This window comes from Bradyrhizobium diazoefficiens USDA 110 (assembly GCF_000011365.1).
GTDB lineage: Bacteria > Pseudomonadota > Alphaproteobacteria > Rhizobiales > Xanthobacteraceae > Bradyrhizobium > Bradyrhizobium diazoefficiens.
The window spans coordinates 6,380,915-6,407,573 of the sequence record NC_004463.1 but is presented as its reverse complement, the minus strand read 5'-3'; the positions used below and the strand labels follow the sequence as shown (position 1 = coordinate 6,407,573).

Annotated in this window: 23 protein-coding genes; 13 read left to right on the top strand and 10 right to left on the bottom strand. The window is 64.6% G+C overall.

From position 1 onward, the window contains the following. Positions 1 to 120: 120 nt before the first annotated feature. From BJA_RS29560 to BJA_RS29550, 3 genes are read right to left on the bottom strand one after another with little or no spacing between them, the layout of a single operon-like run. Positions 121 to 618 carry a hypothetical protein gene (locus BJA_RS29560; RefSeq protein ID WP_011088582.1) on the bottom strand — a complete coding sequence of 166 codons (498 nt, stop codon included), beginning with the start codon at positions 616 to 618 and terminating at the stop codon, positions 121 to 123. A gap of 11 nt (positions 619 to 629) precedes the next feature. After that, entirely contained in the window at positions 630 to 998 is a 369-nt protein-coding gene (flgJ, locus tag BJA_RS29555; protein WP_038967161.1) for a flagellar assembly peptidoglycan hydrolase FlgJ, read from the bottom strand. Further along, positions 998 to 2,122, bottom strand: a complete 1,125-nt coding sequence (locus BJA_RS29550; RefSeq protein WP_028173283.1) for a flagellar basal body P-ring protein FlgI — start codon at positions 2,120 to 2,122, stop codon at positions 998 to 1,000. Before BJA_RS29550 ends, flgJ begins: the two co-directional genes overlap by 1 nt. A gap of 269 nt (positions 2,123 to 2,391) precedes the next feature. Between BJA_RS29550 and BJA_RS29545 the strand changes: the two genes are divergently transcribed. After that, on the top strand, positions 2,392 to 2,805 hold the full coding sequence (locus BJA_RS29545; RefSeq protein ID WP_011088579.1) for a flagellar assembly protein FliX: 414 nt from the start codon (positions 2,392 to 2,394) through the stop codon (positions 2,803 to 2,805). A gap of 155 nt (positions 2,806 to 2,960) precedes the next feature. Here the strand turns inward: BJA_RS29545 and BJA_RS29540 are convergent, their stop codons facing one another. Next, positions 2,961 to 3,332: a winged helix-turn-helix transcriptional regulator gene (locus tag BJA_RS29540; RefSeq protein WP_011088578.1), complete on the bottom strand. Its 372-nt coding sequence runs from the start codon at positions 3,330 to 3,332 to the stop codon at positions 2,961 to 2,963. A 149-nt stretch (positions 3,333 to 3,481) separates the two neighbouring features. Between BJA_RS29540 and BJA_RS29535 the strand changes: the two genes are divergently transcribed. Together BJA_RS29535 and dksA are read left to right on the top strand one after the other, a co-directional pair. Further along, the gene (locus BJA_RS29535; protein WP_011088577.1) at positions 3,482 to 4,093 is read left to right on the top strand and encodes an NAD(P)-dependent oxidoreductase; all 612 of its coding nucleotides are present in this window, start codon (positions 3,482 to 3,484) and stop codon (positions 4,091 to 4,093) included. Between the two features lie 215 nt (positions 4,094 to 4,308). Next, entirely contained in the window at positions 4,309 to 4,674 is a 366-nt protein-coding gene (gene dksA, locus BJA_RS29530; protein WP_008554760.1) for an RNA polymerase-binding protein DksA, read from the top strand. Positions 4,675 to 4,954: 280 nt separating this feature from the next. On the opposite strand, the gene BJA_RS29525 is transcribed toward dksA, so the two are convergent. Beyond that, positions 4,955 to 5,353 carry a winged helix-turn-helix transcriptional regulator gene (locus BJA_RS29525; RefSeq protein WP_028173287.1) on the bottom strand — a complete coding sequence of 133 codons (399 nt, stop codon included), beginning with the start codon at positions 5,351 to 5,353 and terminating at the stop codon, positions 4,955 to 4,957. Positions 5,354 to 5,449: 96 nt separating this feature from the next. Between BJA_RS29525 and BJA_RS29520 the strand changes: the two genes are divergently transcribed. Both BJA_RS29520 and BJA_RS29515 read left to right on the top strand, forming a co-directional pair. Next, entirely contained in the window at positions 5,450 to 6,478 is a 1,029-nt protein-coding gene (locus tag BJA_RS29520; RefSeq protein ID WP_011088575.1) for an SDR family oxidoreductase, read from the top strand. A gap of 108 nt (positions 6,479 to 6,586) precedes the next feature. After that, a complete protein-coding gene (locus BJA_RS29515) occupies positions 6,587 to 7,366 on the top strand; it encodes a 2-keto-4-pentenoate hydratase (RefSeq protein WP_011088574.1) in 780 nt (259 codons plus the stop codon). A gap of 275 nt (positions 7,367 to 7,641) precedes the next feature. Here the strand turns inward: BJA_RS29515 and flgH are convergent, their stop codons facing one another. From flgH to flgF, 4 genes are read right to left on the bottom strand one after another with little or no spacing between them, the layout of a single operon-like run. Further along, positions 7,642 to 8,406, bottom strand: coding sequence for a flagellar basal body L-ring protein FlgH (gene flgH / locus BJA_RS29510; protein WP_011088573.1), 765 nt, complete (start codon positions 8,404 to 8,406; stop codon positions 7,642 to 7,644). Between the two features lie 3 nt (positions 8,407 to 8,409). Beyond that, the gene (gene flgA, locus BJA_RS29505; RefSeq protein ID WP_038967164.1) at positions 8,410 to 9,552 is read right to left on the bottom strand and encodes a flagellar basal body P-ring formation chaperone FlgA; all 1,143 of its coding nucleotides are present in this window, start codon (positions 9,550 to 9,552) and stop codon (positions 8,410 to 8,412) included. A gap of 10 nt (positions 9,553 to 9,562) precedes the next feature. Next, a complete protein-coding gene (gene flgG / locus BJA_RS29500; RefSeq protein WP_011088571.1) occupies positions 9,563 to 10,351 on the bottom strand; it encodes a flagellar basal-body rod protein FlgG in 789 nt (262 codons plus the stop codon). A 16-nt stretch (positions 10,352 to 10,367) separates the two neighbouring features. After that, on the bottom strand, positions 10,368 to 11,129 hold the full coding sequence (gene flgF, locus BJA_RS29495) for a flagellar basal-body rod protein FlgF (RefSeq protein ID WP_011088570.1): 762 nt from the start codon (positions 11,127 to 11,129) through the stop codon (positions 10,368 to 10,370). Positions 11,130 to 11,514: 385 nt separating this feature from the next. On the opposite strand from flgF, the gene fliL reads away from it, so the two are divergent. The 5 genes from fliL (at position 11,515) to BJA_RS29470 (ending at position 15,325) form a co-directional block, all read left to right on the top strand. Next, positions 11,515 to 12,015 carry a flagellar basal body-associated protein FliL gene (fliL, locus tag BJA_RS29490; protein WP_011088569.1) on the top strand — a complete coding sequence of 167 codons (501 nt, stop codon included), beginning with the start codon at positions 11,515 to 11,517 and terminating at the stop codon, positions 12,013 to 12,015. A gap of 29 nt (positions 12,016 to 12,044) precedes the next feature. After that, positions 12,045 to 13,247 (top strand): flagellar motor switch protein FliM, encoded by a 1,203-nt coding sequence (gene fliM, locus BJA_RS29485; RefSeq protein ID WP_011088568.1) that lies wholly within the window; start codon positions 12,045 to 12,047, stop codon positions 13,245 to 13,247. Then, positions 13,244 to 13,690 carry a DUF6468 domain-containing protein gene (locus BJA_RS29480; RefSeq protein WP_011088567.1) on the top strand — a complete coding sequence of 149 codons (447 nt, stop codon included), beginning with the start codon at positions 13,244 to 13,246 and terminating at the stop codon, positions 13,688 to 13,690. The genes fliM and BJA_RS29480 overlap by 4 nt, the downstream gene beginning before the upstream one ends. Before the next feature lie 10 nt (positions 13,691 to 13,700). After that, positions 13,701 to 14,462 carry a MotE family protein gene (locus tag BJA_RS29475; protein WP_011088566.1) on the top strand — a complete coding sequence of 254 codons (762 nt, stop codon included), beginning with the start codon at positions 13,701 to 13,703 and terminating at the stop codon, positions 14,460 to 14,462. A gap of 662 nt (positions 14,463 to 15,124) precedes the next feature. Beyond that, on the top strand, positions 15,125 to 15,325 hold the full coding sequence (locus BJA_RS29470) for a hypothetical protein (RefSeq protein ID WP_039185590.1): 201 nt from the start codon (positions 15,125 to 15,127) through the stop codon (positions 15,323 to 15,325). A 22-nt stretch (positions 15,326 to 15,347) separates the two neighbouring features. On the opposite strand, the gene BJA_RS29465 is transcribed toward BJA_RS29470, so the two are convergent. Next, complete coding sequence (locus BJA_RS29465; protein ID WP_162494127.1) at positions 15,348 to 20,552, bottom strand: DUF5801 repeats-in-toxin domain-containing protein; 5,205 nt, start codon at positions 20,550 to 20,552, stop codon at positions 15,348 to 15,350. Positions 20,553 to 20,999: 447 nt separating this feature from the next. On the opposite strand from BJA_RS29465, the gene BJA_RS29460 reads away from it, so the two are divergent. The 3 genes from BJA_RS29460 (at position 21,000) to BJA_RS29450 (ending at position 26,614) form a co-directional block, all read left to right on the top strand. After that, positions 21,000 to 21,656: a FecR family protein gene (locus tag BJA_RS29460; RefSeq protein WP_011088562.1), complete on the top strand. Its 657-nt coding sequence runs from the start codon at positions 21,000 to 21,002 to the stop codon at positions 21,654 to 21,656. Positions 21,657 to 21,709: 53 nt separating this feature from the next. After that, positions 21,710 to 22,573 (top strand): tetratricopeptide repeat protein, encoded by an 864-nt coding sequence (locus BJA_RS29455; RefSeq protein WP_038967162.1) that lies wholly within the window; start codon positions 21,710 to 21,712, stop codon positions 22,571 to 22,573. 306 nt (positions 22,574 to 22,879) lie between these two features. After that, complete coding sequence (locus BJA_RS29450) at positions 22,880 to 26,614, top strand: hypothetical protein (RefSeq protein WP_038967166.1); 3,735 nt, start codon at positions 22,880 to 22,882, stop codon at positions 26,612 to 26,614. The last annotated feature ends 45 nt before the right edge of the window (positions 26,615 to 26,659 follow it).

Here is a 26,659-nt window from a genome sequence, read left to right as displayed (position 1 = left end):
CCCCTCTCAATGCGCAACCATGGAACACCAGGATTGAAGACCCGGTAAGGAAACGTGACTAACCGCGCGACGATATCGCCGCGCGGTTTTTCGTAAAATTGTCGCTTGTTTTCTGCGCGTTCAGAGCGAGCGGCTGACGGTGAGCGGGGTGATGTGGCGCGGGCCCGGAGTGGCGCGGCGTCCCGCGGCCGTATAGGTGTTCGGCACGTTGCGCTTCTGGATCTCGGCATTGACGCCGCGCACGACGCTCTCGGAGACCGCGTGCGCGGTCGCGAGCACGGTGAGATTGACCTGGAGCATCGCGCGGAACGCATCGTGATGCCGATGCAGCGTCGAAAGCAGCTCGGGCGCCGATTTCGCGAGCTGGGCCTGGTTGGCCTTCAACTGGCTGACGGCGCCGACATAGTTTCGCGACAGCTCCTGTTTCCTGCTCTCGAGCATCATCGCTTCGCGGACGTTGCCGGCGCGAACGAGTTCGGTCTCACGCTCGATCAGTCCGAGCAGGGCGCTCATCGCATCCATCAGGTCTTCGGCGAGCTTGCGCGCCTGGGCGTTGCCGGGCGCGGTGTTCGGGCGCTGCGCTTGCATCGGCTGACGTGAGGCGGTGAACTGGTTCATCTCGTTTGACCTTATGCCGTGCGGACGGTTTTCGCCTGCTGCATGATGAGAGTGCGATAGACCTCGGTGGCGACGCCGACGCCGCCGGCCTTGGCGAAGTTCTTGGAATACTGCTCGGTCAGCATCGAGCGCCATACGCCGGTGCCCGTTGTGTCGCCGAACGGGCCTTCGCCCTTCAGGCCCGAGGTCATCTGCGAGAACATGCTGTTGAGGAACATCGCCTCGAAATCGGTGGCGGTCTTCTGCGCCTTGGCCTGCTGCTGCGGCGAGACCTTTTGCAGCGCGGCGGCTAGCTCGAAGTCGGGCCGGCCGTTGCGGCTTTCCACCGAGAAGGCCGAGGAGGCGGCGGCGCGCGGGGTGTTGATCATGCTCGTCTGCATCACATCACCTCGATATCGGCTTCGATCGCGCCGGCGGCCTTGATCGCCTGGAGGATGCTGATCATGTCGCGGGGGCCGATGCCGAGGCCGTTGAGGCCGTCGACGAGCTGCTGGAGCGAGACGCCATCCTTGACGAGTGCCAACTTCCTGCCGTCCTCGGTGACGCTGACGCTGCTGCGCGGCGCGACCACGGTCCGCCCTCGGGACAGCGGATTGGGCTGGCTCACCTGCGGGCTTTCGGAGATCGTGACGGTGAGGTTGCCTTGCGCCACCGCGACGGTGGCGACGCGAACGTCGCGGCCCATCACGATGATGCCGCTGCGCTCGTCGATGACGATCTTGGCGGCGAGATCGGGATCGACCTGGAGCTGCTCGATCTCGGTGAGGAAGGCGACGACGTTGCCCTTGAACTCCGGCGGAATCGAAAGCTGCACCGTCGATGGATCGATCGGCTCGGCGGTCTTGACGCCGAGATAGTCGTTGACAGCCGCCGCGATGCGCTTTGCGGTGGTGAAGTCGGCATTGCGGAGCGCCAGGCGCACGTTCGGCAGCCGGTTGAGCGCGAACTCGATCTCGCGCTCGATGATGGCGCCGTTGGCGATGCGCCCCACGGTCGGAACGCCGCGCACGATCTTCGCCGCTTCGCCCTCGGCTTGGAAGCCGGAGATCGCGAGCGAACCCTGCGCGACCGCATAGACGTTGCCGTCGGCGCCGAGGAGGGGCGTGACGAGCAGGGTGCCGCCCTGGAGGTTCTTGGCATCGCCGAGCGCGGAAACGGTGACGTCCATGCGCGTGCCTTGGGTGGCGAAGGCCGGCAGATTGCCTGTCACCATCACGGCGGCGACGTTGCCGGTGCGGATGGTGGCGCCGCGGATGTTGACGCCCATGCGCTCGAGCATCGCTTGCAGCGACTGCTTGGTGAAGGGGATGTTGTTGAGGGTGTCGCCGGTGCCGTTGAGGCCGACGACGAGGCCGTAGCCGATCAGCTGGTTCTGCCGCACGCCCTCGATATTGGCGAGGTCCTTGATGCGCGAGGTCGCGCTTGCGGACGTGACCGACAGCGCCAGCGCCGACAGCGCGGCGCAGGCCACCCCAACAATCCTCACCCAACGAACGCCTGGCATCCTCTGCTCCCCGAGGCTCCTCAAATCTCGGACCATCCTCGACACTCCCATGACGAGCTGGTCCGACGCTTTCCTTGCGAGTGCTGTGCCACCGCGGGGCAGTGGGCGTAGGTCGCTGAATAGGTTGAATAAATCTGTTTCGACCGGTGTCAGCGGGCGTTGTCCCTGAGGAGCGAAACTGCCGCCCGTCGGCAGATTTTGCCGGGCTGTTTACGCGCCGTTAACCATAAAACAGCGAAGGTGAGGCATCGATCACCCGGATTGCTGCGATGCGCATCTACGGACCGAACGGCACCACGCTTGGAACGCCGGCCAGCCAGGCCAGGCGGACGAGCTCCGGCACCTTCGTCCTGCCCGACACCTCGTCGGCGCAGGAGACGCGAGCGGCTGCGGCGCCGAAAGCAGCGGCCAACATCGATGCCCTGCTCGCGCTGCAAGGCATCGAGGAGGATCCGGTCGAGCGCCGCAAGCGCTCGGTCGCGCGCGGCAGGACCGCGCTCGACGTGCTCGACGATCTCAAGATGGGCCTCTTGTCCGGCAATCTCGACGCGTCCACCGTGATGCGGCTGCGCGATGCTGCGGCGAACCTGAAATCGTCCTCGGGCGATCCCGGTCTCGATTCCGTGCTGTCCGAGATCGAGCTGCGCGTCGAGGTCGAGCTCGCCAAGGCCGGGCAGGCGTAGGGCAGGCTGTCGTCGCCCGGCTTGACCGGGCGACCCAGTATTCCAGAGACAGTAGTTTTGAATCGAGAGGCCGCGGCGTCCTGGATGCCCCGGTCAAGCCGGGGCATGACAGCGGAATTTCGTGTGAGCGCGCCGCGTCCGTTTGAGAAAGGGCCTTACGCCGCCTCCTCCTCCTTCTGCGCGTCGTAGTGGCGCTGGGCGGCAAGCACGTCCTTCAGATTCTGCTCGGCCCAATCGCGCAATGGATCGACGGCCGCGGCGAGTGTAAGCCCGAGTTGCGTGATAGAATATTCCACCGTCACCGGTACGGTCGCGATGGCGAGGCGCTTGATCAGGCCGTCGCGTTCGAGCGATTTGAGAACCTGGCTCAGCATCTTCTGCGAAATGCCTTCAATCGTGCGACGCAACTGATTGAAGCGCATCGGCTCCTCGCGCAGCAGCAGGAGGATCAGCACCGCCCATTTGTCGCCGACGCGATCGAGAATCTGGCGCGTGGGGCAGTTCGCTGCATAGACGTCGGGCTTCATCGTCGGGTCCTCGATCCATTGAAGTCGCTTGCCGGCTCGCTTGCCGGTTACTCCTGCGTAATCAGGTGAGCACAAAGTGCTCTCTTAACACCAGCTTTCTTTGAGATATCTAGTCGCCGCTAGTTACCACAGAAGCAAAGGAGCCTTCCATGAAAATCGCAGTCGCCGGCGCCTCGGGCCGGGCCGGGTCGGAGATCACCAAGGAACTGTCCCGCCGCGGCCATAGCGTCACGGCCATCGCCCGGAACCCCGAGAAGATCGCGGCCCTGCCGAACGTCACACCCACCAAGGGGGATGTGCTCGACCAGGCGGGTCTCGCCAGGCTGTGGGCCGGGCACGACGTCGCCGTGAGTTCCGTGCACTTCTTGGCCAGCGACGCGCTCAAGCTGATCGGGGCAGCCAAGGACTCCAAGGTCGGCCGCTACCTCGTCGTTGGCGGGGCTGGCAGCCTGGAGGTTGCACCAGGCGTGAAGCTGGTCACAACTCCCGGTTTTCCGGCCCAATACAAGGCCGAGGCGGAGGCTGGCTCCGCCTTTCTCGACCTGCTGCGGCAGGAAAAGGAACTGAACTGGACCTTCATCTCGCCATCGGCGCTGTTCGTCGAGGGCGAGCGCACGGCCAAGTTCCGGCTCGGGACCGATCAGCTTCTCGCAGATGCGAACGGCAAGAGCTGGATCAGCTTCGCCGACTACGCCATTGCGCTTGCCGACGAAGTCGAGCGGCCGGCCCATTTGAGGCAGCGTTTCACGGTCGGATACTAGGCCTTCGGCCGCTCCCGGGCCCTTGCGGATAAACCTTCCTGTGCAAGGGCTTGGGGGCGCCGGCTGGGCGATCAGGGAAATATTGTCTGTCACAGGAGGCCGCTATATAACGCCCCGCTCAACGGACCCCGTTCCGTTTGCGAGTCGTTGCTTAGACAGATAGGCCGCCCTTGGAAAAGTTGAAAAACTACCGACCGACCGAAAAAGAGCCTTTCATGAACGACCGGCAGAAGGAGTACTTCCGGTTGAAGCTCCTTGCCTGGAAGGATGAGATCCTCAAAGAGTCCAAGCTCACCCTGCAAGCCCTGCAGGAGGAGAACGTGAACCACCCCGATCTCGCCGATCGGGCATCGTCCGAAACCGACCGCGCCATCGAACTCCGCGCCCGCGATCGCCAGCGCAAGTTGATCGCCAAGATCGACGCCGCGCTTCAGCGTATCGAGGACAACACCTACGGTTATTGCGAGGACACCGGCGAGCCGATCTCGTTGAAACGGCTCGAGGCCCGGCCCATCGCAACACTCTCGGTGGAAGCGCAGGAGCGCCACGAGAAACGCGAGAAGGTCTATCGCGACGAATAGAGTCAGAGCCGCAGCGATGCGGCTCTTTGTTTTTGGACGCAAGGCGCCATTTCGCGCCGCGGTCAGGATATTGCCCGTCGCTTGCCGTCGCGCTTCAACGCGCGACCGCAATCGCGAAAAATGAATCGCGATCAATGAGCTAGAGTCACATCCTCCGAGCTCACGTGAGTTCGGATGAGAAACAGCCTTCACTTCAGGTGCGGGAGATTTTGCGAGTCGCATCAACGGGATCGAGTCGAACGCTGAGACACCGATCCAGCTGCATCAAGCATCGCTGCAATCAGGCCTGGTGCGACGCCACGAGGCGCGCGGCCCCATAAAGCCTGGACCAGCTCAATATTTCCTTAAACGCCGGCAACAGGCCGTAGGCCGCATCCGTCAGCTCGTACTCGACCCTCAAGGGCTTCTCCGCGAAGACGGTTCGCGACACCAGTCCGTCCTGCTCGAGCTCGCGCAGCTGCGTGGTCAGCATGTGCTGGGTGATGCCGCCGATCGATCGCCGTAATGCGCCGAAACGGACCGCGCCGTTCATCAGCGCGAACAGGATCTCCAGCTTCCACTTGCCGCCGAGCGCGTGGATGGCCCGCTTGAAGTCGGCGAGCAGGGCAGGGTCGGGGCTGCAATCGCAGTCGCCGTCGCAGGCACTGGTCAGGTTTTCCATACCGGTCTCGAAATCCATTCTACTTGTTCGCAAGCACATAGTGACCAGATGCCGCCTTGAGCAGGGCCTTGATGGAACCAATTCGCCGGCCCGTGCAACGAGGGGAATTTGGCAATGAGCATTGTTCTGGTCACGGGCGGGTCGGGTTTCGTCGGCATCCACGTCGTCCTGCAACTTCTGGCCGCCGGCCACACGGTGCGGACAACGGTGCGCCGGCCGGAGCGGCAGGCCGACGTGCTGGCCATGCTGCGCGAGGGCGGGGCGGCATCGCCCGAGAGCCTGTCCTTCTTCACCGCCGACCTCGTCCGGGACGAGGGGTGGCGTGAGGCCGTCGCGGGCTGCGACTACGTTCTCCATGTTGCCTCGCCGCTCTCGACCAGTGTTCCCAAGGATGAGGACGAGATGATCATCCCGGCGCGCGACGGCACGCTGCGGGTGCTGCGGGCCGCGCGCGAGGCCGGCGTCAGGCGCGTGGTGATCACCTCGTCGCTGGGTGCGATCGGGTATGGCCACAAGCCGCGGGAAAAACCGTTCGACGAGACCGACTGGACCAATCTCGGAGGTGCCGACGTGCAGGCTTACATCAAATCCAAGACGCTGGCCGAGCGGGCGGCCTGGGATTTCGTGGCGCGCGAAGGCGGCGGGCTCGAGCTCTCGGTCGTGAACCCAGCCGGCATTTTCGGTCCCGTGCTGGGGCCGGACTTCTCCGGCTCGATCGAGATCGTCAAATCGCTGCTCGACGGCGCCATGCCGGCGGTGCCGCGGGTCTATTTCGGCGTGGTTGACGTGCGCGACGTGGCCGACCTGCATCTGCGGGCGATGACCGCGCCTGAGGCGAAAGGCGAGCGCTTCATCGCGGTCTCCGGCGAGGCGATGTCGATCCTCGATATCGCCAGGGTGCTGCGGCGGGAACTCGGACCGAGGGCACGCCGGGTTCCACGGCTCCAGGCGCCGGACTGGCTGGTGCGCCTGGCCGCCAACCGGATTCCGCTGCTGCGTGCGGTCGTGCCGATGCTCGGAAGGGTGCGGCATTCCACCAGCGCCAAGGCTCGGTCGCTGCTCGGCTGGCAGCCGCGCTCCAACGATGAGGCGATCCTTGCGACGGCCGAGAGCCTGATCCGGCTTGGCCTGGTCAGGGCGTGAAGCCGCTGTTTGGCCGACCTTAGGACCGTCCTTTGGGCCGCGCTTGTCAGGCCGCAGCGGGGATGCTGAAGTGCCGCCCTCGAATGCGTAGCGTGGGAGGCGGCGCCGATGGACAACATTCTCGAAGCCGCAAAGGCGATCGCGCTGGCGCGCCGCAACCATGCGCCGCTTGCGGCGCTCGAGGTTCCGCCAGCCGACGAGGCCGAGGGCTACCAGGTCCAGCGTGCGCTGCACGATCTCCTGCTGCCGCATGCCGGGCCGCTCGTCGGCTACAAGATCGGCTGCACCAGCCAGGTGATGCAGGACTATATCGGCATCCCGCATCCCTGCGCCGGCGGCGTGTTCCAGAAGGGCGTGCACGATAGCGGGGTGAAGCTCGCGGCTTCCAAATATGTCCGGGTCGGCGTCGAATGCGAGATCGCGGTGCGGCTGCAGCGTGACCTTGCCGCCGGCGAGGCGCCGTTCACGGCCGAATGGGTCGGCGAGGCCGTCGATGCCTATCATCCCGCGATCGAGATCGTCGACGACCGCTATGTGAAGTGGGAGACGATGGGCGCGCCGACGCTGATCGCCGACGATTTCTTCGCCGCCGGCTGCGTGCTGGGGCCGTCGGTTCCGCGCTCGTCGGTGCCGGACCTGAAGGCGGTCAAAGGCCGCGCCATCGTCAACGGCGAGGAGGTCGGCCACGGCACCGGCGCCGACGTGCTCGGCCACCCCCACAACGCGCTCGCCTGGCTCGCCAACCATCTCGCCGCCGAGGGCAAGGGTCTTCACGCGGGGCAGCTCGTGCTCACCGGGAGCCTGGTGAAGACGCTGTGGCTGAAGGCCGGCGACAAGGTGCGGATGGAGCTGGACGGGCTGGGCGTGGTGGAGGCGGAGTTCAAGTGAGGGGCGCAACCGCGCTTCTCCGTCATTGCGAGGAGCTCTTGCGACGAAGCAATCCAGAATCCTTCCGCGGGCGCATTTCTGGATTGCTTCGCTACGCTCGCAATGACGGAATTTGAGGCAACTGCGCCGCTATAATCGCACGACCGGCCTGGTTGAGTGTGGCGCACCACGCCAAAATACATGCGGCCTCCGGCAGGGGAGCTACCGGAGGCCGCGTAGTACATCGTCGTTCGCGCCTAGGTTCGCGAACACGATGTGGGAGCTCTTAAAGAGGCTTAGAAGGGCAGCAGCACGTCCATGACCTGCTGGCCGTAGCGCGGCTGCTGCACGTCCATGATCTGGCCGCGGCCGCCATAGGCGATGCGGGCCTGCGCGATCTTGCTGGAGTCGATGGTGTTGTCGCTCTGGATGTCTTCGGGGCGGACGATGCCGGCGACCACGAGCTCGCGGATCTCGTAGTTGACCCGGATCTCCTGCTTGCCTTCGACCACGAGGTTGCCGTTCGGCAGCACCTGCGTGACCACCGCGGCGACGTTGGTCTGCAACGCTTCCTGGCGATTGACCGAACCCTTGCCGTCGGCGGAGGATGTCGAGTCGGTGGTGAGAAGGCGGCCGGGCAGGACCTTGAGCGGCTGCGTGACCGTCTGGCTGCCGATAAAGTCGGTAATTCCCGAATCTTCCTTGGCGGTGCGGCTGCGCTGGGTTTCGTTGGCGATGTTGGCCTTGTCGGTGATGTTCACGGTCACGGTGAGCAGGTCGCCGATCTGGTGGGCGCGCTGGTCCTTGAAGAAGGCGCGGCTGCCGCTGCGCCACAGCGAGTTCGGATTGTAGGAGGCGACTTCCGGCTTCGGCATCGGCATCTGCACCGGCTTGTAGCCGGGCTGCGCCGTCGGATTGTCGATCGCGGACAGTTTCGGTTGCTCGCCGATCTGCGACAGGCGGTCGATCGAGGAGCAGCCGCTTGCCAGCGCGCCAATGGCCAGCAGCAGGGCAGAGATCGCGATGCGACGAGGACGGAAAGCCGAACTGAACGGGGACATGACTTACTCTGACTTGGCTGGAGCTTGCGAGACGCGGGCTTGCGGGATCTGGGCTTGTGCGATCTGGGCCGGAGACGTGGGCGCCTGGATCAGGCTTTGGGCGAGCGCTGCGGCCGCAGCCGCAGGGGCAGGCACCTCGTCACGCTTGAGCGAGGAGGTCTGCTCGACTGCAGGCGCCATCGGCGGCGACTGGCTCGCGCCCTGGACCGTGATCTGGCCGCGGCCGGTGACGACGCCGGTTAGCGTACGCTTGGATTGCAGGTTGAGCACGCTGACGGTGTCACCCTCGGCGCCGCTCTCGATCGCCTTGCCGCGCGTGGTGAGGTAGAGCCCGGGCACCTGGTAGATGATGGTGACGTTCTGGTCGCGCTGCACGAAGTCGGGCTTGACGATGTCCGCGACGCGGATCGGCGTGCCCGCCCGCATCGGCCGGCGCAGCTGCATGCCGATGGTGCGGTCGCGCGAGGCGGCCTCGCCGGTGACCTCGGCCTTGGGCCGGCGCTCCAGCGCGACGTCGGAGGATTTCAGGAGGTCGGCGCGGTCGATGTCGCGCGTCAGCACGGCCACTTCCACGGTCTCGATCGCGGTGCCGGTGAAGCGCAGCTTGGTCGGCGCCGGATTGTTGTCGTTGTTGATCTCGAAGGCGATGTCGAAACGGCCGCCGCGGGCGTCGTAACGCGTCGCGACCGGCTGGAGCGCGCCGGTGTTGGAGGCGTCCAGCCGCATGTCGGCGACGCCGCGGTCGAAGGTGACGGTGATGTTGGCGGCATCGCCAAGGCCGAAGCGGCGCTCGAGCGCGGAAGCCACCGCGTTTTCGAGGTCCTTGTTGGCGAGGGTGCGGGCGAGGCGGGTGACCTGGACTTCCCTGATGTCGCCGGTCATCACGCCGATCACCTGCTTTGCGCGCAACACCGACAGCACATGCGCGACCGGCAGCGCGCCGGTGGTGCCGAGATCGGGCGAGCGGTAGACCGGGATCAGCGCGGCCGAGCCGGCATTGTCGATGAGATCGCCGACCCGCACCACGTCGGAGGTCACGGTGACGCTCGCGCGCAGCGTCGGCGCCGCGATGACGTCGTCGGCGGCCTGCACCGGCAGCGCCAGCAGCAGGAGAGCGGAGATCGTGGCGAGGGTGGTGCGGATCATTGTCATTGCCTCAGCGGAACAGCGCCGTGGTCGATTGCATCATCTGGTCGGCGGCGCTGATGACCTTGGCGTTCATCTCGTAGGCGCGCTGCGCGGCGATCAGGTCGCTCATCTCCGAGACGACGTCGACATTGGCCTGCTCCAGGCTGCCCTGCGTGATCTTGCCGTAGCCTTCGGTGTTCGCGGTGCCGTCCTGCGGCGGGCCGGAAGAGGGCGTCTCGGTGAACTGATTGTTGCCGACGGGCTGGAGGCCCGCCTTGTTGATGAAGCGGGTCAGGCCGAGCTGGCCCTGAACGGCCGACGTCGAGGAACCCGGCAGCGTCACCGAGACCTGGCCCTGCTCGTTGACGGTGAGGCCGGAGGCGTTGTTCGGGATGGTGATGGTCGGTTGCACCGGGTTGCCCTGCGCGGTGACGACGCGGCCCTGGTTGTCCATCTGGAAGGTGCCGTCGCGGGTGTACTGGAAGGTGCCGTCCGGCATCAGGATCTTGAAGAAGCCTTCGCCCGAGATCGCGAGGTCGAGGTCGTTGCCGGTCTGCGACAGCGTGCCCTGCGTCATGCTGCGCGGCGTGCCGACGGTCTTGACGCCGCCGCCGATGTCGACGCCGACAGGCACGATGGTGCCCTGGTCCGAGGCCTGCGCGCCGACGCGGCGGACGTGCTCGTAGATCAGGTCCTGGAACGCCGCGGTCTGCTTCTTGAAGCCGGTGGTGCGCAGGTTCGCGATGTTGTTGGAGATGACCTGGACGTTGAGTTCCTGGGCCGCCATTCCGGTCGCAGCGGTGTGGAGCGCTTGCATGTCAGTGATCTCCTAATCAGGCCGGAACGTCGGCGAGCTTCTCGATCGCCGATTTGTGGAGGTCGCTCTGCTGCTGGAGCAGATTGGCGATGGCGGTGTAGCTGCGCATGACTTCGACCATGCGGCTCATCTCGCCGACCGAGTTGACGTTCGACTTCTCGATGTAGCCCTGTTGCACGGTGGACTTGGTGTCGACCTGCTGGTTGGCCGAGCCGGCGCTGTAGAGGTTGGCGCCGAGCTTGGTGAGCTTGGCCGGATCGTCGAAGGTCACCATGCGGATCTTGCCGCGGATCGAGTCGGTCTTGGCCGTGCCCTCGAGCACCGTGACGGTGCCGTCGGGGGCGATATTGATGTCGTGGTCGGTCGGCTGGAAGGTGATCGGGCCGGCGGTGCCGAGCACGAGGTTGCCGTCGGAGGTGACGAGCTGGCCGGTGCTGCTGAGCGTGAACTTGCCGTCGCGGGTGTAACGCTCGGCGCCATTGGCCTGCACGGCGAAAAAGGCGTTGCCGTTGATCGCCATGTCGAGCGGGTTGTTGGTCGCCTCCATCGGCCCCTGGCCGACGTCGCGGAAGGTGCCGCGGTCCTGCACATAGGAGACCCGGCGGTCGGAACCGACGAAATTGTCCTCACGCGCGTTCGAGTTGAGAAACTCCTCGAACAGCGAATGGTCGGCCTTGAAGCCGTTGGTGTTGGCATTGGCGACGTTGTTGGCGATGACATCCATCTGCCGTTCCAACGTCATCTGCCGTGACAAGCCGATCAGAAGCGCGTTCTGCATCGGAAGATCTCCCCTGAGTGAGATCTGCCTCCTCGCTCTCCCAAGCGCCTTGGCGGACCCCGTGAACGAGACCGTCAGGTTCTCCCAAACCCCCGGGTCTCGGTCCTTTCTCAGCGAAAGCCGTGCCAACGTAGAAAATTGTTGAATATCAATGTCTTGCTGATTTTTCGAGGGTGCGGGAGGGCGGCAGAAAGGTTCTGTTAGCCATGTTTGCCCGGCAGATTTTTCCTAGTGGCGGCCCAATCGAAAGGTTCCGTTAACCATTATTACCGTAGCGTTTGCGTGCAAGAGGAGCGCATTGCGCTGGGGCATTTGTATCGCGTCATTGTCTGCCAGGGGGCTTCGCTCTTTCGATTCCTATAAGAGATGAGCGAGCCGGGCGACCATGGCAGAGAATGAAGCGGAAGGCGGCGCAGCCACTGAGGGCGCTGAAGCCGCTCCCCCGAAGAACAAGCTCAAGCTCATCATCATGGCCGTCGGTCTGCTCGCCGTCCTCGGCGGCGGCGCGGCGACCTGGTTCTTCTTCTTCCGCCACGGCGACGACGAGCACCATGCCGAGGCGGCGCCTCCGCCGAAGCCGCCGGCCTTCGTCGAGGTGCCCGACATGATGGTCAACCTCGCCGGCGCTCCGGGCGAGCGCGTGCAATATCTGAAGCTGAAGATCGTGCTGGAGCTGAAGGAAGAAAAGCAGATCGAGGCGATCAAGCCGGCGATGCCGCGCGTCACCGACATCTTCCAGACCTATGTGCGCGAGCTGCGCTCCTCCGACCTCAACGGCTCCGCCGGCATCTTCCGCCTCAAGGAAGAGCTGACCAAGCGTGTCAACGCGGCGGTCGCACCGGTCCAGGTCAGCGCGGTGCTGTTCAAGGAAGTCGTGATCCAGTGACGGCTCAGGGAAGGTAATGGGCTAGCGTCATGGCCGGCAACGAGCAGATGGACCAGGATGCGATTGCCGCCCAATGGGAGGCTTCGCTCGATTCCGAGGATCCCGCGGAGGCCGCGAAGGCCGCTGCCGAAAACGAACTCTCCGAGACCATGGCCCTGCAATGGGCGGCCATGGTCGAGGACGGCAGCCGCGACCTCGGCTCCGGCAAGAACTCCGGCGAGCGGGTGCTGTCGCAGGAGGAGATCGACAACCTCCTCGGCTTCACCGTCGGCGACGTCACGCTCGACGACCATTCCGGCATTCGCGCGATCATCGATTCGGCGATGGTCTCCTACGAGCGTCTGCCGATGCTCGAAATCGTCTTCGACCGCCTGGTGCGGCTGTTGACGACGTCTTTGCGCAATTTCACCTCCGACAACGTCGAAGTCTCGCTCGACCGCATCACCTCGGTGCGCTTCGGCGACTACATGAACTCGATCCCGCTGCCGGCCGTGCTCTCGGTGTTCAAGGCCGAGGAGTGGGACAATTTCGGCATGGCGACGGTCGATTCCAACCTGATCTACTCGATGATCGACGTGCTGCTCGGCGGCCGCCGCGGCACCAGCCAGCTCCGCATCGAGGGCCGGCCCTACACCACGATCGAGACCGAGCTGGTCAAGCGGCTTGTCGAGGTGGTGCTGGCCGACGCCGAGCAGGCGTTCCGGCCGCTGTCGCCGGTGACCTTCACGATCGACCGGCTCGAGACCAACCCGCGCTTCGCCGCGATCAGCCGTCCCGCCAACGCCGCGATCCTGGTGCGCCTGCGCATCGACATGGAAGACCGCGGCGGCAATATCGAGCTCTTGCTGCCTTACGCGACCATCGAACCGATCCGGGGCGTCCTGCTCCAGATGTTCATGGGCGAAAAGTTCGGCCGCGACCCGGTCTGGGAAGGCCATTTCGCCACCGAGATCGGCCAGGCCGAGATCTCCGTCGATGCAGTGCTCTACGAGGCCGACATCCCGCTCAAGCAGCTGATGCGGCTGAAGGTCGGCGACACGCTGCCGCTGGACATGCGCGCGGATGCCAATGTCACCGTGCGCTGCGGCGACGTCACAATCACCGAAGGACGCATGGGCCGGGTCGGCGACCGCGTCGCGATCAGGGTGACGAAACCCCTGCGCAAGCCAAGTACGACACTTGCGATGTTCGAGAAGGTGGACGAGCAGAACAAGATGATGGAGGCCCCATGAACCACTCCCTTGGAATGGCGATCGAGACGCTGGTGGCTATCTTGCTGATGCTCACGATCGGCTACTGCATCCTGCTGAACAAGCGGCTGACGCGGCTGAAGGCGGACGAGCATTCGCTGAAGGCGGTCATTGCCGAGCTGATCACCGCGACCGAGATCGCCGAGCGCGCGATCGGCGGGCTGAAGCTCGCCGTGCGCGACGTCAACGAGAACCTCGGCAGCCAGCTCGCGGCGGCGACCCAGATGTCGGACCAGCTCTACAAGCAGCTGGGCGAAGCCGACAACGTGGTGCGGCGCCTGTCCAAGATCGCGATCGCCGCGCGCCCCGTGGCCAGTCCGGAACCGGTTGCCGTGCCGGTGGCCAAGCCCTCGTCGGCGAAGGCGGTGGCGGCTGCGGCCGAAGCCTTCTCCGAGCGCCGACGATCCAACGGCCTTGCCGCATGAAGTCAGGGGTATGAAGTCCTTTCGTAACATCCGCGTCATACCGGTCGTCCTGGTTGCCGTCGCAGGTCTCGCCACGCTCAAGGTCGCGGGCCTCGTGATCAATGGCGGCTATGTCTTCGACTACCAGCCAAACCAGGCCAAGAAGTCCTGGGCGCAGGAGAATCTGAACTTTCCGACGGGACGGGAAGACCCCGACATCACCGGCTCGACCCATGGCGCGCCGAAGGAGGCGCCGAAGCCGGCCGCGCCCGAGACCAAGGCCGAAGGCACCGTGGTCAAGGTGGAGGAAGCCCAGCCGCAGGTCTCGGCCTCGGAGCGCGCGATCCTGGAGCGGTTGCAGTCGCGCCGCCAGGAGATCGAGGCCCGCCAGCGCGAGATCGACATCCGCGAGAGCCTGCTGAAATCGGCCGAGAAGCGCATCGAGAACAAGGTCGAGGAGATGAAGGCGGTGGAATCCCGCATCTCAGCGACCCAGGCCGAGCAGAAGGCCGCCGAAGCCCAGCGCATGAAGGGCCTCGTCACCATGTATGAGGGCATGAAGCCGAAGGACGCCGCGCGGGTGTTCGACCGCCTCGAGATGGGCGTGCTGATCGAGATCGCCTCGGCCATCGCGCCGCGAAAGATGTCGGACATCCTGGGGCTGATGTCACCGGAGGCCGCCGAGCGGCTGACCGTCGAAATGGCCCGCCGGGCTAATGGCGGCGGCGATCAATCCGCCTCGGCCGGCGACCTGCCCAAGATCGACGGCAAGCCGACGCAAAAGCCGAATTGAGGGCTCGAGAGCCGCGGCGCGTTACGGCAACCTGCGCGCAATCGCGCGGTCGTTCGGCCTGCACGCGGCTAGACGCCTTGCGTGTCTAGCTCGCGAACCGCTGCTGAACCCTGCGACCTGCCGAGCTCAGCGGTTTCTCGACGGGAAGGAGGGTCTCGCAGTGCTGCTTGATCAGCGCAGCCTTCGTCATTCGAGTCACGAGATGAAGGGTGCTGTGGCAGCAGGAGCACTCGTATACCTTCAGTGCATAACCCCGCGCGATTGGAAAGACGGCTACGACCGCTCTTGCCTGGCTACATACAATGCAGTTGGCTTCTTCGCTCATTGATTGCTCCCCCAAAAAGTTGACCAATCGAATTCGCATCGCAATGATCACATCTGATTCAGAGTCGTTGATGGACCGCAACACCCCTGAGGTTGTGCGCGCCTGTTCGGCAACCGAGCACGCAGATCAAACGCGCCGGGGAGTGGGGTGATCGCCGCGAGTTTGACGTCCTTGCCGCACGAGCCACGTCGACTCGCGTTGCGGATGCAGCCGAAGCAAGAGGCATCTTCTGAGGCTGCGATGAGTTGACGCGTACAAATGTGAAGTGGAGTACAGTGGCGCCGCAGAGTTCGTCCTAGGCTCCCGCCATTCGCAATCCGCAGCGCGGGAGGAAGCTATGAACTACTCGTCCGTAGCAGAACGCGCAATCGAAGCCGTCAATCGGCTGCTCATCGCGGCGATGACGTTCGCCTGGACATCCGCGCTAGACCATCAGCATGCATGGCCGCCGCAGGGGGAAGATGGCGACGCTGAAGATGACGCTGGTCTCGAGCGAGAGAACTCCTCCGCGCCGGATTGCGCGGGACCGCAACACTGAAGAGACGGTCGCCTTGTGTGCGTCACACGATCAGATCGTGCAGCACGTGAGCGCCAGTTGTGCCTGCCCCGTGAGCCGGATCAATATGCGACGGGGACAGTTCGTGCATTGACGCCGCCTCGGATTCGTGGGCTTTCCCGGCGTGCTCGTGATGACCGGACGGGTCTGAGGGATCATCCAATTGGACGCCGTGCTCCGGACCCTGGCCATGCGAAGCGCCATCCTTGAAGTCAAAGGAGTCGCCGACCTGGTGCGAACCGGCAGGCGCAGAGCCGTGCGCTGCATGACCGGCAGAGGGCGGATCGACATCCACCGGGCCGTGCTTCGGCGCATCGTGCTGTCCGGCTGCCTCGCTTGGAAGCGAATGACTGGCGCCGCCGTGGGCATGAGCAGCATTGTGGGCGCTGTCTGGAGCCGATGCACCGTGGTCCTCGTTGCCCTTCTCCAGCGTACGCCCGTGCCGGGCGAGCTGTTCGGCCGCATCTTGGAGCGCCGCGAAAGCAATCTCAGGCATGGGGGCACTTTCGGCGATCGCGTCATTGTTTCCGATCGTCGTATCGGTGCTGTCGGGCAGCGTTAGCTGATCGAAGACAAAGCTGGTCGCCGTCGGTGCGGCCTCGTCGTGCAAGATCGTGGACAGCCCGCTCGGTGCGGGCATTACCGCGTCACTGCTGGTAATCTCTGCAGCGTGCGGCTGCACCCCGTCTGAGCTGGCGAAGCTGGGATGTTCGGTCCATGCAAACTGGTCCGAACTGGCAAAAACGCTGTGGGCCTGGTCGGTTGATCTGTCCGTCGCGTTCCAGTCAGCGAGGAGCGTGCCGTCGCTGAGTGTGGTCTCGGACGAACTGGTCGTCGTCACGGCGGTGGCGTCGCTTTGTGTCGTTGCGCTGAGATCGAGCGGGTCGCTGCCGGCCGCCAGCACGGCTGCCGCCGCCGGCGTCAGGGTGAAATCCGACGCGTCGATGGTCGCAATGCCCTGCAGATGGATTTCGATCAGGCCGGAATCGCCAATGTGCAGGGTCTGGTCGCTCGGATTGACATACACGATCGTTTCATTGGCCGCGCTGTCGTAGAGCCAGGCGATCGTGTGCGCCGGCACGGACGTGCTTGCCGAGCTCAAGGCCAGGAGAACGAAGCCAAGCCCGCCGAGAGCCGTCAAGTCGATCTTGTCGGATCCCGGGTTGAGATCGGTGATGGTGCCGAACTGGCCGGCCTTGGAATCCGCCGCGGACAAATGGACGAAACGGTCGTTCCCGGTGCCGCCGGTCAATTGGTCGGCGCCAAATCCGCCGATGATCGTTTCATTGCCCTTGTTGCCGTTGACCGCATCGATTCCCGCGCCACCGTGCGTCGTGTCATCGCCGTCATTGCCTTTGATCGTGTCGTTGCCGGAGCCGCCATGAAGAATGTCAGCCTGGCCAGTGCCGTTGACGGTATCTTTGCCGGCGCCCGTGGAGATGATCTGGCCCACATCGCCACCGGCCGCGATGGTTTCACTTCCGTGAGTCACAGGGGCGAAGGGAGGATCGCTCGTCACGGCCGGTCCAGCGGCCAGGTTATCGAAACCGTTGGGGGCGTCGCCGGCGCCATAGGCGGCGATGGTCACGACCTGCGTCGTCCCGTCGATGGTGGTCACGGTGAACGTGTCGGTCAGCGTGTCGCCAACATCGAGCGCCTGCACCACACTATTGTTGTTGTCGAGCGTGTAGGTCCACAGGCCCGCCGCGGTCATCGTGAACATACCGTAGCCGCCGTCGCTCGCCGTCGGCGAGCGCACCGCCGTGAAAGTGTTGGGCGGATTGACGTCGGTGTTGGCGAGCGCACCGGAAGCGGTCGGCGTGCCAGGCGCGCCGCCCGCAGCCTCGATCATGGAGCCGGTCGCGGTCCCGGAGAGAGTGGCCCCATCGTTGGTGCCGTTGACGGCAGTCGTCACCGGCTGTGGGGGATCGCTCAAGGTGACACCACTCGCAACGTTAGTGCTGCCCAGAAGGTCTACTTGCAGGCCGGTCGTTGACGCATCGCCGTCACGGTCGACGGCCGTCACGTCAAACAGCAGATCGGTGCTGGGGATCCTGGATCCCTCGCTGTATGTGATGTTGTTGACGGTAAACGTAGCGTTGCCGGCTACCGCGTGATCGTACGACACCTCTATTCGGTTGAATTCCGATCCAACGTAGAGCGTATAGGTCGAAGTTGCGCCATCAAACGAGTAAGTGTTTACAAGCGCGAGATTCGAAGTCTCTTTCACCACGACGTGGGCGTCACCCGATGGCTTTGGAATGTTTATGCTGAAGTCGTGGATGTCGTTGGTGCCATCAAAGACCTTGAAGACGACGTCCGCAGCTCCGTTTCCTTGCCACTGCGTCAGCGCGAAACTGACGTCCGTTTGCACCGGCGTGAAGGCCAGATTCAAGGTTTCGTGTTGATCCATTTGCAGTCCGGTGTCGCCGACAGCGATGCCGTTGCTCGACGCTTTGACGTCAGCAGGGGCACCATTGAAATCGCCGGTGATGACGAGCAGACCGTCCGGAGCGGTGAGTGACGGCTGGCCACTGCCGGATGCTCCGAAATCGGAGCCGGTCACCGTCGTCTGCTGCAAGAAGCCGACGGTCTCGATGTCAAACGTGTAGGTTCCGTCTGGATTGATCAGCAGCCTAAAGTATGGATCGCTCAGCGTCCCGCTTGTATCGGTGAAGAACGCATCCAGCTCCACGCCGCCGCTCACCGCCTTGGTCGTATAATAGAAGGTGTAGTCATCACCATTCCCGGTCACGTGTACCGACGTGATGCCGCCGCCCAGATCCGTTGTCGCCAGATCGTACCCATTAACAGTGCCATTGTGGACGGCCACGCGCATCGCGCCCTCGCCATCCGCACCGAAGCTCACGTTGTAGGTGCCGTTCGCAACTTGATCGTCCTTGGCGACGATGGTTGCGATGCCAAAACCTCCAATCGTCGGGCCGTCGTCGGTGATGGTCAGCCGGCTGCCGAGATCAAGGCTCGCCGTCTGGAAGTCACCGTCCTTGTCAGTGATTGTCGCCGTCAGGTTCACAATCCCGGCGGTCAGCGAGACGCCTTCCCCGACGTCGGGGTTGGTACCGAAAGGCTGCGTCACCGCACGGTACTCGGTGAAGGTCACGATTCCTGTCGCCGGATCGAGCGTGATAGTGAACGCCAGCGTGCCGCCGACGGTGCCAACATGGCCTTCAATGGTATTGCCTTTTTGCACCAGCACATCGGCCTGGCCAGTGTGCGAGTCGAGCAGACCCGACGCCATGCCGTTGCCGCCGGTGACAGACAGCGCATAGCCGATCGTCGCACCGTCCGCCCCCTGGATCGACGTGAACGCTGTCGAGAAGTTGCCTGACGTCGTCGTCAGCGTCGCGTCCGGCGTCGAGCCGGCGATGCTGTCGTCCAGCGCCGTAGCTGTCAGATGCGTCTCGCTCAGCGTCAACGACGGAGCCGTCCCCGTCGCCGCAATCGTCGGGCCGTCGTCGGTGATGATCAGCCGGCTGCCGAGATCACGGCTCGCGGTCTGGAAGTTGCCGTCCTTTTCGGTGATCGTCGCCGACAGGGTCACAGTCCCTTCGGTCAGCGAGACGCCTTCCCCGCCGTCCGGGTTGGTGCCGGAAGGCTCCGTCACTGCACGGTACTCGGTGAAGGTCACGATTCCTGTCGCCGGATCAAGCGTGATGGTGAATGCCAGCGCCCCGCCGGTAGTGCCAACATGGCCTTCGATGGTGTTGCCGTTCAGGACCAGCACGTCGGCCTGGCCGGTGTGCGAGTCGATCAGGCCCGATGTCGTGCCGTTGCCACCGGTGATCGACAGCGCGTAGCTGATCGTCGCACCGTCCGCCCCCTGAACCGAGGTGAACGCCGTCGAGAAGTCGCCTGACGTCGTCGTCAGCGTCGTGTCCGGCGCCGAGCCAGCGATGTTGTCGTCCAGGGAGGTTGCCGTCAGATGCGTCTCGCTCAGCGTCAGCGACGGGGTCGTTCCGCTCACCTCAACCAACGGGCCGTGGATGGTGATCGTGACCACCTGCGCGGTGCCGTCGATGCTGGTCACCGTGAAGCTGTCGGTCAGACTGTCGCCGACATGGAGCGCTTGCACCTGACTGTTGGCCTTGTCGAGCGTATAGGTCCACACGCCGGCCGTTGTCATCGTGAAGGTGCCGTACTTGCTCGCGGCCGGCGAGCCGATCGCCGTAAAGGTATTGGGCGGGTCGTCGGGATCGGTATCAGTGAGCGCTCCGGTCGCGATCAGCGTGCCGGGCGAGGCATTGACCACGCCACCGGCCGCGATCGCTGAGCCGGTCGTCGTACCGGAAATGATGGCCGCATCTTCGACGCCGGTGAGGGTGATCGGGAAGGGCTGACTGACCAAGAGCGAGCCATCCGCCACCGTGATAATGAAGCTTGTGGTCGTTGGCGCCTTCAGCGCATTGATCGCATCACTGTTTGGGACGAAGGTGTAGGCGCCGCTCCCGCTGTTGAGGTAAAGGGTGCCATAGGGGCCGGTTTGCGATACATCATACGTCACCCCGCCCAACACCGTGTTGCCGTTGGTGCCGCCGCTGATACCGAAGGTCAGTGTGGCATCACTGTTGCTGCTGCTTGCGGTGAACGTCCCGCTCGTCGCCGTGAATGTGTCAAACACCACGGTATCGAGTTCGGCCGGGCCGGCTCCGGTGTTCAGCGTCGGCGGCGGATGTATGATCAGAGGCGGAGGGAGGAAAAACGGTGAGACAGGCGCCAGCAAATCTTGCGCCGCGGGAGCCTCGGGCGGAATGAAATTGATCGGCTGTAGCGGCTGGGATTTGACGAAAGGAGGTGTGCCCGACCCGTGGGGGTCTCGCCCTTCCAGATTGGCAAGCGCGTCCTGCTGTGCCGCCCGCAACTCCTCCATGCGAGCAGCCGTGTTCGTGACCTGGTTCACGCTGACCGAGGAGCCGACCTTTTTGACGACGATCGTTTCGCCGGGATCCTCGACGATGATGTGCCGCGGGATCGGCTCCTTGGTCACAAGCTCGTATGCACCGTGCGCAAGGTCCTTGTAAGTAATGGCGTCGTCATCCAGGAACGTTACGTTCGGGTCTGCGGCCTTGACCTGTTTGATCATCGAGAAGAGCATTGCCGTGAGCGACAGCATCCCGAAGCCGCCGGCAGAGGCCCGCTCGCGAATCTGCGCAACGGGTCCATCAAGAGGGCCGCTCTTGGCCGCGTTCACTCGGTGACGCCTGATCGCAGCGGCTTCGCGCTCGTCCCCGGGCCTTCCAGCGGGCGTGACGGACATTGTTCGACCTCGATTGCCCAGCGTCGACCTCAGACATCGCCGTAGCTTTGCTGGCTTGCCGCGTCACGCGATCGGGAGCAATTTTGCGCCGGCAACCTTGGCCAGGCCCGCTGAAGGTCGTTGTTTCCGAGAATTCCGCCCAGGCCAGTCACGGCAGAATTGCTGTCGCTTCGCCTGACGGCACGGGGGAAAAGCTCGTTGAAATTGCCCGGCACGGATAGTGGCTCTTTCGGGCACGGCGATCAGCCGTTCGGATTAATCCGGAATAACCAGTTTGCCTGTCGTGGTTTGTTGCCGCTGGTCTGCCATGATGCCCGGTGGTGCCGACACCGTCGGAGCCGTTCGGATGCTCAAAACAACTCTAAAGAAAAAGGGTGAGCCATGCGCACGCACGCAGCGACTGTTCTCGTGACAGGTATCGTCCTTGCGCTGGCCGCCTCGTCACCCCGCCCAGTCCAGGCGCAGAGCGATTCTCCGCGGCGGGCCGTCCTGGATTCGTCGTCAAAGCCAATCGGGAAAGTTGTGGCAGCCGAGGGCTCGGTCATCATCGAGCATGTGGGAGCTGTCATTGTCCAGGCAAAAGTCCCGGGCGAATCCATCCAGACCAAGATTGGCGATCCGGTCTATTTGGGCGATGTGGTTCGAACCGATGCCGACAGTCGGGTCGGCATCAACTTCGTGGACGGAACTTCGTTCAACTTGTCGAGCAACGCCCGCATGAAGTTGGACGAATATGTCTACGAGCCGGCTGGAAAGTCCAATTCGACGAGCTTCAACCTGACCAAGGGGACGTTCGTCTTTGTTGCCGGCCAGGTTGCGAAGACCGGCGACATGAGGATCGAAACGCCGGTCGCCACGATGGGCGTTCGAGGCACGACACCTCATGTCGAAATCTCAGATGACGGAACCACCAGGTTTTCCACTCTTATCGAAGAGGGCAAGAACAAATATCTGAAGAAGTCCGGCGGCACGGGGGCGCCGCGACCCGAGCAAAGGGCCGAGCACAAGCTCAATCTGAACATCTGCCGCGGGTGCTGACGCTGGTTCTAGCCTCCGCGCAATCGCCAGATCTCAGGGGACGGGGGCCTGACATGGAACCAAGATCGTCCGTCGCAAAAAGCGGAGTGGCGCTTGGCGTCCTGCTGTTGATTGGCTTGCCAGTCGCGGCCCAGAATTCCAAGGTGAAGACCAACTATCTCAGTCATATTGAACCGTGCAACGGGGTGGGTGCCACCCCGCTCGATGTCCGGATCGATGCCTGCACGGCTTTCATAGAGGCGAGTCAGGGTACGACGGCAGCTCTGGCTATCGCCTATAACAATCGCGGCAATGCCTACACCGCAAAGGGCGACTACGACAAAGCCATCCGCGATTTCGATCAGTCGATCGCGCTCAAGCCGACATACGCAAAGGCCTTCAACAACCGCGGTGTGGCTTACTTGAGGAAAGGCGAGTATGAGCTCGCGATCGAAGCCTTTGATGATGCGATCAAGCTCGATCCCGACTATGTCGCTGCCTTCGTCAACCGCGCCGGAGCCTATCTGAAGAAGAATGACCACCAGCGCGCGGCGCATGACTACGACGAGGCCATTCGTCTCCAGCCGGATTCGCAGGCCGCACGGAGCGGACGATGCTGGACCCGGGCGGTGCTTGGTGCCTGGCAGGCCGCGCTGGAGGACTGCGACAGAGCGCTTCAATCCGGATCGACCAGTGCTGCCGTGTACGACTCGCGCGGGCTGATTCACCTGAAGATGGGTGAGTTCGGTGCGGCGATCGCCGACTACAATTCTGCCTTGCGAGCCGCCCCGGAATTGGCGAGCGCGCTTTTTGGCCGCGGGCTTGCCAAGCTGAAGCAGGGCGACGCGATTGGCGGAGATTCCGACATTTCGGCTGCAAAGACGATTCAGGGCAACATCGGCGACGAGTTCGCGCATTATGGCGTCGGTCGCGACTGAGTTCACGACTGGATCTGGCTCGTCGATCATCGTGGAGAATTTTGTCGAGACGGCAGGCTGCGGCCCGGGCCGCGCCGGTCCCGCCCGGCGCCGGTGACGACGTGGTGTTAACGTCTCCTTAACCACTTGCTCTCCAGATTTGGAGCGCGAACGCCTAAGCCCACACGCGAGGTGTCGCGACGCGCTGAGCCGGATCAAGTCGCCATTACAGCATTAACAAGTCCTTAATTGGCAAAACCTACATTCGACGCCATGGGCCGGCGCCATGTGCCGGTATGGGTCGTCGAACCGGAAGAAATGCCGCCAATGGCGCAGAAGGCTGCCGCTGGATTTGTGTCGCGAGCCCGCGCCCTGGCGTGGGGGCTGTCGCGTCATGTCCGCAACGCACCTGCGCTGGCAACCATCCTCCTGATCGCCGCAAGCCCGGCGCGGGCGGACTCGATCCGGGGCGAGGCCAGTTTTTCGGCCGCCGGCGGCTTCGCGCGTCTCGTGATCAGGCTCGGCGAGGATGTTCCCTCCGAGGTCACGACGGCCGGCTCCATTCTCATCATCCGTTTCGACCGGCCGGTCGACGTGCCCGTCGACCGGGTTCCGGAGGGGGCGCCCGACTACGTCAACTCCGCCCGCCGCGATCCCGACGGCGGCGCCATCCGCCTCTCGCTGGCGCGGCGCGTCACCGTCAACACCATGAATGCCGGCGAGCGCACCTTCATCGACCTCTTGCCCGAGGGCTGGAAGGGGCCGCCGCCGAGCCTGCCCATGGACGTGGTCAAGGAACTCGCCGAGCGTGCGCGCGTCGCCGAACGGGCGCTGCGTGCGCAGCGCGCCGCAGCCGAGACCAGGAAGCGTCCGCAGATCCGTGTGCGCGCTTCGGTGCAGCCGACCTTCGTACGCTTCGTGTTCGAGATGCCCGACGGCGTCGGCGTGTCTTCCGTGCTCAACGAGCAGAAGCTCACGCTCGCCTTCAACGCCAACCTCAGTTTCGATCTCGCCGACGCGGTGGTCGCCGCGCCGCCGAACGTTGCCTCGATCAAGCAGAAGGCCGACATCGACCAGACCAATGTCGAGATCGCGCTGATCGGCGATTCCGACGTGCACTCCTTTCGCGACGAGAAGAACTACGTCGTTGACGTCTCCTTCCAGCCGGACAAGGGCAAGACGGCTGCGACGCCGGAGGCCGCGATTGCGCAGGCCAAGCCTGCCAGCCAAGGCCATGGACCGGCACCGGCCGCGGAAAAGCCGGCGGCCGAGAAGAAGGACGCCCATCGCGAGATCGCACCGCCGACCTCCGAGACGATCGCGCGCGAAGCCAAGATCGATATCAAGCCCGAGGTGAAGCCGGAAGCGCCTGCCGCGATGCCCGCCGCCGAAGCGCCGAAACCGGCGCCGGCTCCCGCGGCCGAAGCTGCGCACGCTGCGGAAGCGCCCAAGGAAGCGGCGAAGGAAGCCGCGAAGCCCACCCCGCCTGTTGCCGAGGCTCCAGCCGCGCCTGCAATGGTCGAGGCGCCCAAGGAGGTCGTGAAGGAAGCGGCGAAGGAGCCGGTCAAGGAAGCAGCCAAAGCTGCGCCCGCCGAGGCGCCGGCCGCGCCGCAGCCGGCCGCACCAAGCGTCGATGCGCGCCGCGACAGCGACGGCTTGCGCGTGACGTTCCCGCTTCAGGTCACAACGCCTGCGGCGGCGTTCCGCCGCGGCGATACCGTCTGGCTGGTGTTCGACACGCCGAAGCCGATCGACGTCGAGGCGATCCGCACCAAGGGCGGGGCGATGATCGGCGAGGTCGGCCGCATCCCCCTCGACAAGGGGCAGGCGGTACGCATCCGTCTCACCCGGCCGCTGGTCTACTCGCTGACGAGCGAGGAGGTCGGCAAGGAGACCAACTGGCTGCTGACGCTCGCCGACAAGATCCAGGCGACGCCGCTGCCGCTGATGATGTCGCGCAACATCACCGACCCCGCGCTCGCCAACATCGCGATTCCCTTCGCCAATCCAGGCCTGCTGCACAAGCTCACCGATCCCGACGCCGGCGACATGCTCTATGTCGTCACCGCGCAGCGGCCAGTGCGCGGCTTCATCAAGCGTCAGGACCTCGTCGATCTCTCGCTGCTGGAATCCGCCCATGGCATCGCGATCCGGCCGAACTCCGACGAGGTCGGCGTCGAGGTCGGATCCGACAAGGTCATTCTCGGAAAGAAGGGCGGACTGACGCTGTCGCCGGTCGACATCTCCGCCGAGCGCGCCCCGACCGCGGTGCGCCCGATCTTCAGCCCCGAAGCCTGGCGCAAGGGGCAGTCGGAAAACTTCATGACGCGCCAGAGCGATCTGATCATGGCGATCTCGGCCGTCGAGCCTGCGCTGCGCTCGCTGCCGCGGCTCGACCTCGCGCAGTTCTACATGTCACGCGCGATGTATCACGAGGCCAAGGCCGTGACCGAATTGATGCTGAGCGATCCGCTCAATAAGGAGGAGAGCGGCGCGCTGATCATGCACGCGATCGCGAGCATCCTGATCGGCCGGCCGGCGCAGGGCCTGAAGGACCTCGCCAATCCCGTGATCGGCAACAGCCACGACTCCCAGCTCTGGAAGGCGCTCGCCTATGCGCGCCAGGGCAAATGGGCGGACGCGCGCGAGAAGTTCAAGAACGTCGAATTCGCGATCGCCTCGCTGCCGCTCGACATCCAGCGCATCGTGACGATGGACGCGATGCGCGCCTCGCTCGAGGTGAAGGACTATGCCGGCGCCTCCAAGCGGCGCAGCGAGCTCGAGATCGTCGGCGTATCGCCCGAGGCTGCGCCCGGCTTCGCCGTTTTGCGCGGCAGGCTCGCCGAGGCGCTTGGCCACGACAAGGATGCGCTCGACGACTACAAGTTCGCGGTCGCCTCGAGCGACCGGCCGGCTGCGGCCGAGGCCAAGCAGCTCGAGGTCGCGTTGCGGCAGAAGCGCGACGAGATCAGCAAGGAAGACGCGCTGCGCGAGCTCGAGACGCTGTCGATGACCTGGCGCGGCGACGCGATCGAGGTCAAGACGCTCCAGATGCTGTCGCAGATGTATGCCGAGAACGGGCGCTACCGGGACGCGCTCACGGCGGCGCGCACCGCGACGAAGCTGCAGCCGAATGCGGAAGCCTCGCGCCAGGCGCAGGATCTCGCCTCCGACCTGTTCACGCAGATCTTCCTGGGGCCCAAGGGTGACGAGCTGCCGCCGGTCGAGGCGCTCGGGATGTTCTACGAGTTCCGCGAGCTGACGCCGATCGGCCGCCGCGGCGACGAGCTGATCCGCCGTCTCGCCGACCGTCTCGCCTCGATCGATCTGCTCGACCAGGCCGCCGAGCTCTTGCAATACCAGGTCGACCACCGTCTCGAAGGCGCCGCGCGTGCCCAGGTCGCCGCGCGTCTTTCCATGATCTATCTCGCCAACCGCAGGCCGGACATGGCGATCTCGGCGCTGCGCGCGAGCCGCATCAGCGATCTCTCCGGCGAGCTCAGGCAGCAGCGTCTGCTGCTGGAGGCGCGGGCGCAGAGCGACGTCGGCCGGCACGATCTCGCGCTCGACATCGTCTCCAACGTCTCCGGACGCGAGGTGCTCCGCCTGCGCTCCGACATCTTCTGGGCGGCGCGGCGCTGGCGCGAGTCCGCCGAGCAGATCGAGCTCTATTACGGCGAGCGCTTCCGCGACTTCAAGCCGCTCAACGCGGTGGAGAAGAGCGACATCATCCGCGCCGCCGTCGGCTACGCGCTCGCCGACGATTCGATCGGCCTGTCGCGCTTTCGCGAGAAATACGCGCCGCTGATGAGCGAGAGCGCCGACCGTGTCGCCTTCGACATCGCCAGCAAGCCGGCCGCGGCCTCCAGCGCCGAATTCGCCGAGATCGCCAAGCTGGCTGCGAGCGTCGACACGCTCGACGGCTTCCTGCGCGAGATGAAGCAGCGCTTCCCCGACGCCACCGCCCGCGCGCCAGCCGGGCCGCAGGCCAAGGAAGAGACCGACCACACCGGCTCGCTGCCGAAGATCCCCGCCCTGCGGCAGATCAAGATGACGCGGTAGCAATCTCGCGACGCGAGACAGGTCCGGCTTCGTCGCCTGAGGGTG

Excerpts from the sequence above, each read along its gene's own strand:
- BJA_RS29545 (WP_011088579.1), top strand. The coding sequence starts at position 2,392 with ATGCGCATCTACGGACCGAACGGCACCACGCTTGGAACGCCGGCCAGC.
- flgH (WP_011088573.1), bottom strand. The coding sequence starts at position 8,406 with ATGTCCCCGTTCAGTTCGGCTTTCCGTCCTCGTCGCATCGCGATCTCT.
- BJA_RS29455 (WP_038967162.1), top strand. The coding sequence starts at position 21,710 with ATGGAACCAAGATCGTCCGTCGCAAAAAGCGGAGTGGCGCTTGGCGTC.
- dksA (WP_008554760.1), top strand. The coding sequence starts at position 4,309 with ATGAACGACCGGCAGAAGGAGTACTTCCGGTTGAAGCTCCTTGCCTGG.
- BJA_RS29470 (WP_039185590.1), top strand. The coding sequence starts at position 15,125 with ATGAACTACTCGTCCGTAGCAGAACGCGCAATCGAAGCCGTCAATCGG.
- BJA_RS29515 (WP_011088574.1), top strand. The coding sequence starts at position 6,587 with ATGGACAACATTCTCGAAGCCGCAAAGGCGATCGCGCTGGCGCGCCGC.
- BJA_RS29460 (WP_011088562.1), top strand. The coding sequence starts at position 21,000 with ATGCGCACGCACGCAGCGACTGTTCTCGTGACAGGTATCGTCCTTGCG.
- BJA_RS29475 (WP_011088566.1), top strand. The coding sequence starts at position 13,701 with ATGAAGTCCTTTCGTAACATCCGCGTCATACCGGTCGTCCTGGTTGCC.
- BJA_RS29540 (WP_011088578.1), bottom strand. The coding sequence starts at position 3,332 with ATGAAGCCCGACGTCTATGCAGCGAACTGCCCCACGCGCCAGATTCTC.
- fliM (WP_011088568.1), top strand. The coding sequence starts at position 12,045 with ATGGCCGGCAACGAGCAGATGGACCAGGATGCGATTGCCGCCCAATGG.
- fliL (WP_011088569.1), top strand. The coding sequence starts at position 11,515 with ATGGCAGAGAATGAAGCGGAAGGCGGCGCAGCCACTGAGGGCGCTGAA.
- flgF (WP_011088570.1), bottom strand. The coding sequence starts at position 11,129 with ATGCAGAACGCGCTTCTGATCGGCTTGTCACGGCAGATGACGTTGGAA.
- flgA (WP_038967164.1), bottom strand. The coding sequence starts at position 9,552 with ATGATCCGCACCACCCTCGCCACGATCTCCGCTCTCCTGCTGCTGGCG.
- BJA_RS29450 (WP_038967166.1), top strand. The coding sequence starts at position 22,880 with ATGGCGCAGAAGGCTGCCGCTGGATTTGTGTCGCGAGCCCGCGCCCTG.
- BJA_RS29535 (WP_011088577.1), top strand. The coding sequence starts at position 3,482 with ATGAAAATCGCAGTCGCCGGCGCCTCGGGCCGGGCCGGGTCGGAGATC.
- flgG (WP_011088571.1), bottom strand. The coding sequence starts at position 10,351 with ATGCAAGCGCTCCACACCGCTGCGACCGGAATGGCGGCCCAGGAACTC.
- flgJ (WP_038967161.1), bottom strand. The coding sequence starts at position 998 with ATGCAGACGAGCATGATCAACACCCCGCGCGCCGCCGCCTCCTCGGCC.
- BJA_RS29480 (WP_011088567.1), top strand. The coding sequence starts at position 13,244 with ATGAACCACTCCCTTGGAATGGCGATCGAGACGCTGGTGGCTATCTTG.
- BJA_RS29525 (WP_028173287.1), bottom strand. The coding sequence starts at position 5,353 with ATGGATTTCGAGACCGGTATGGAAAACCTGACCAGTGCCTGCGACGGC.
- BJA_RS29550 (WP_028173283.1), bottom strand. The coding sequence starts at position 2,122 with ATGCCAGGCGTTCGTTGGGTGAGGATTGTTGGGGTGGCCTGCGCCGCG.
- BJA_RS29560 (WP_011088582.1), bottom strand. The coding sequence starts at position 618 with ATGAACCAGTTCACCGCCTCACGTCAGCCGATGCAAGCGCAGCGCCCG.
- BJA_RS29520 (WP_011088575.1), top strand. The coding sequence starts at position 5,450 with ATGAGCATTGTTCTGGTCACGGGCGGGTCGGGTTTCGTCGGCATCCAC.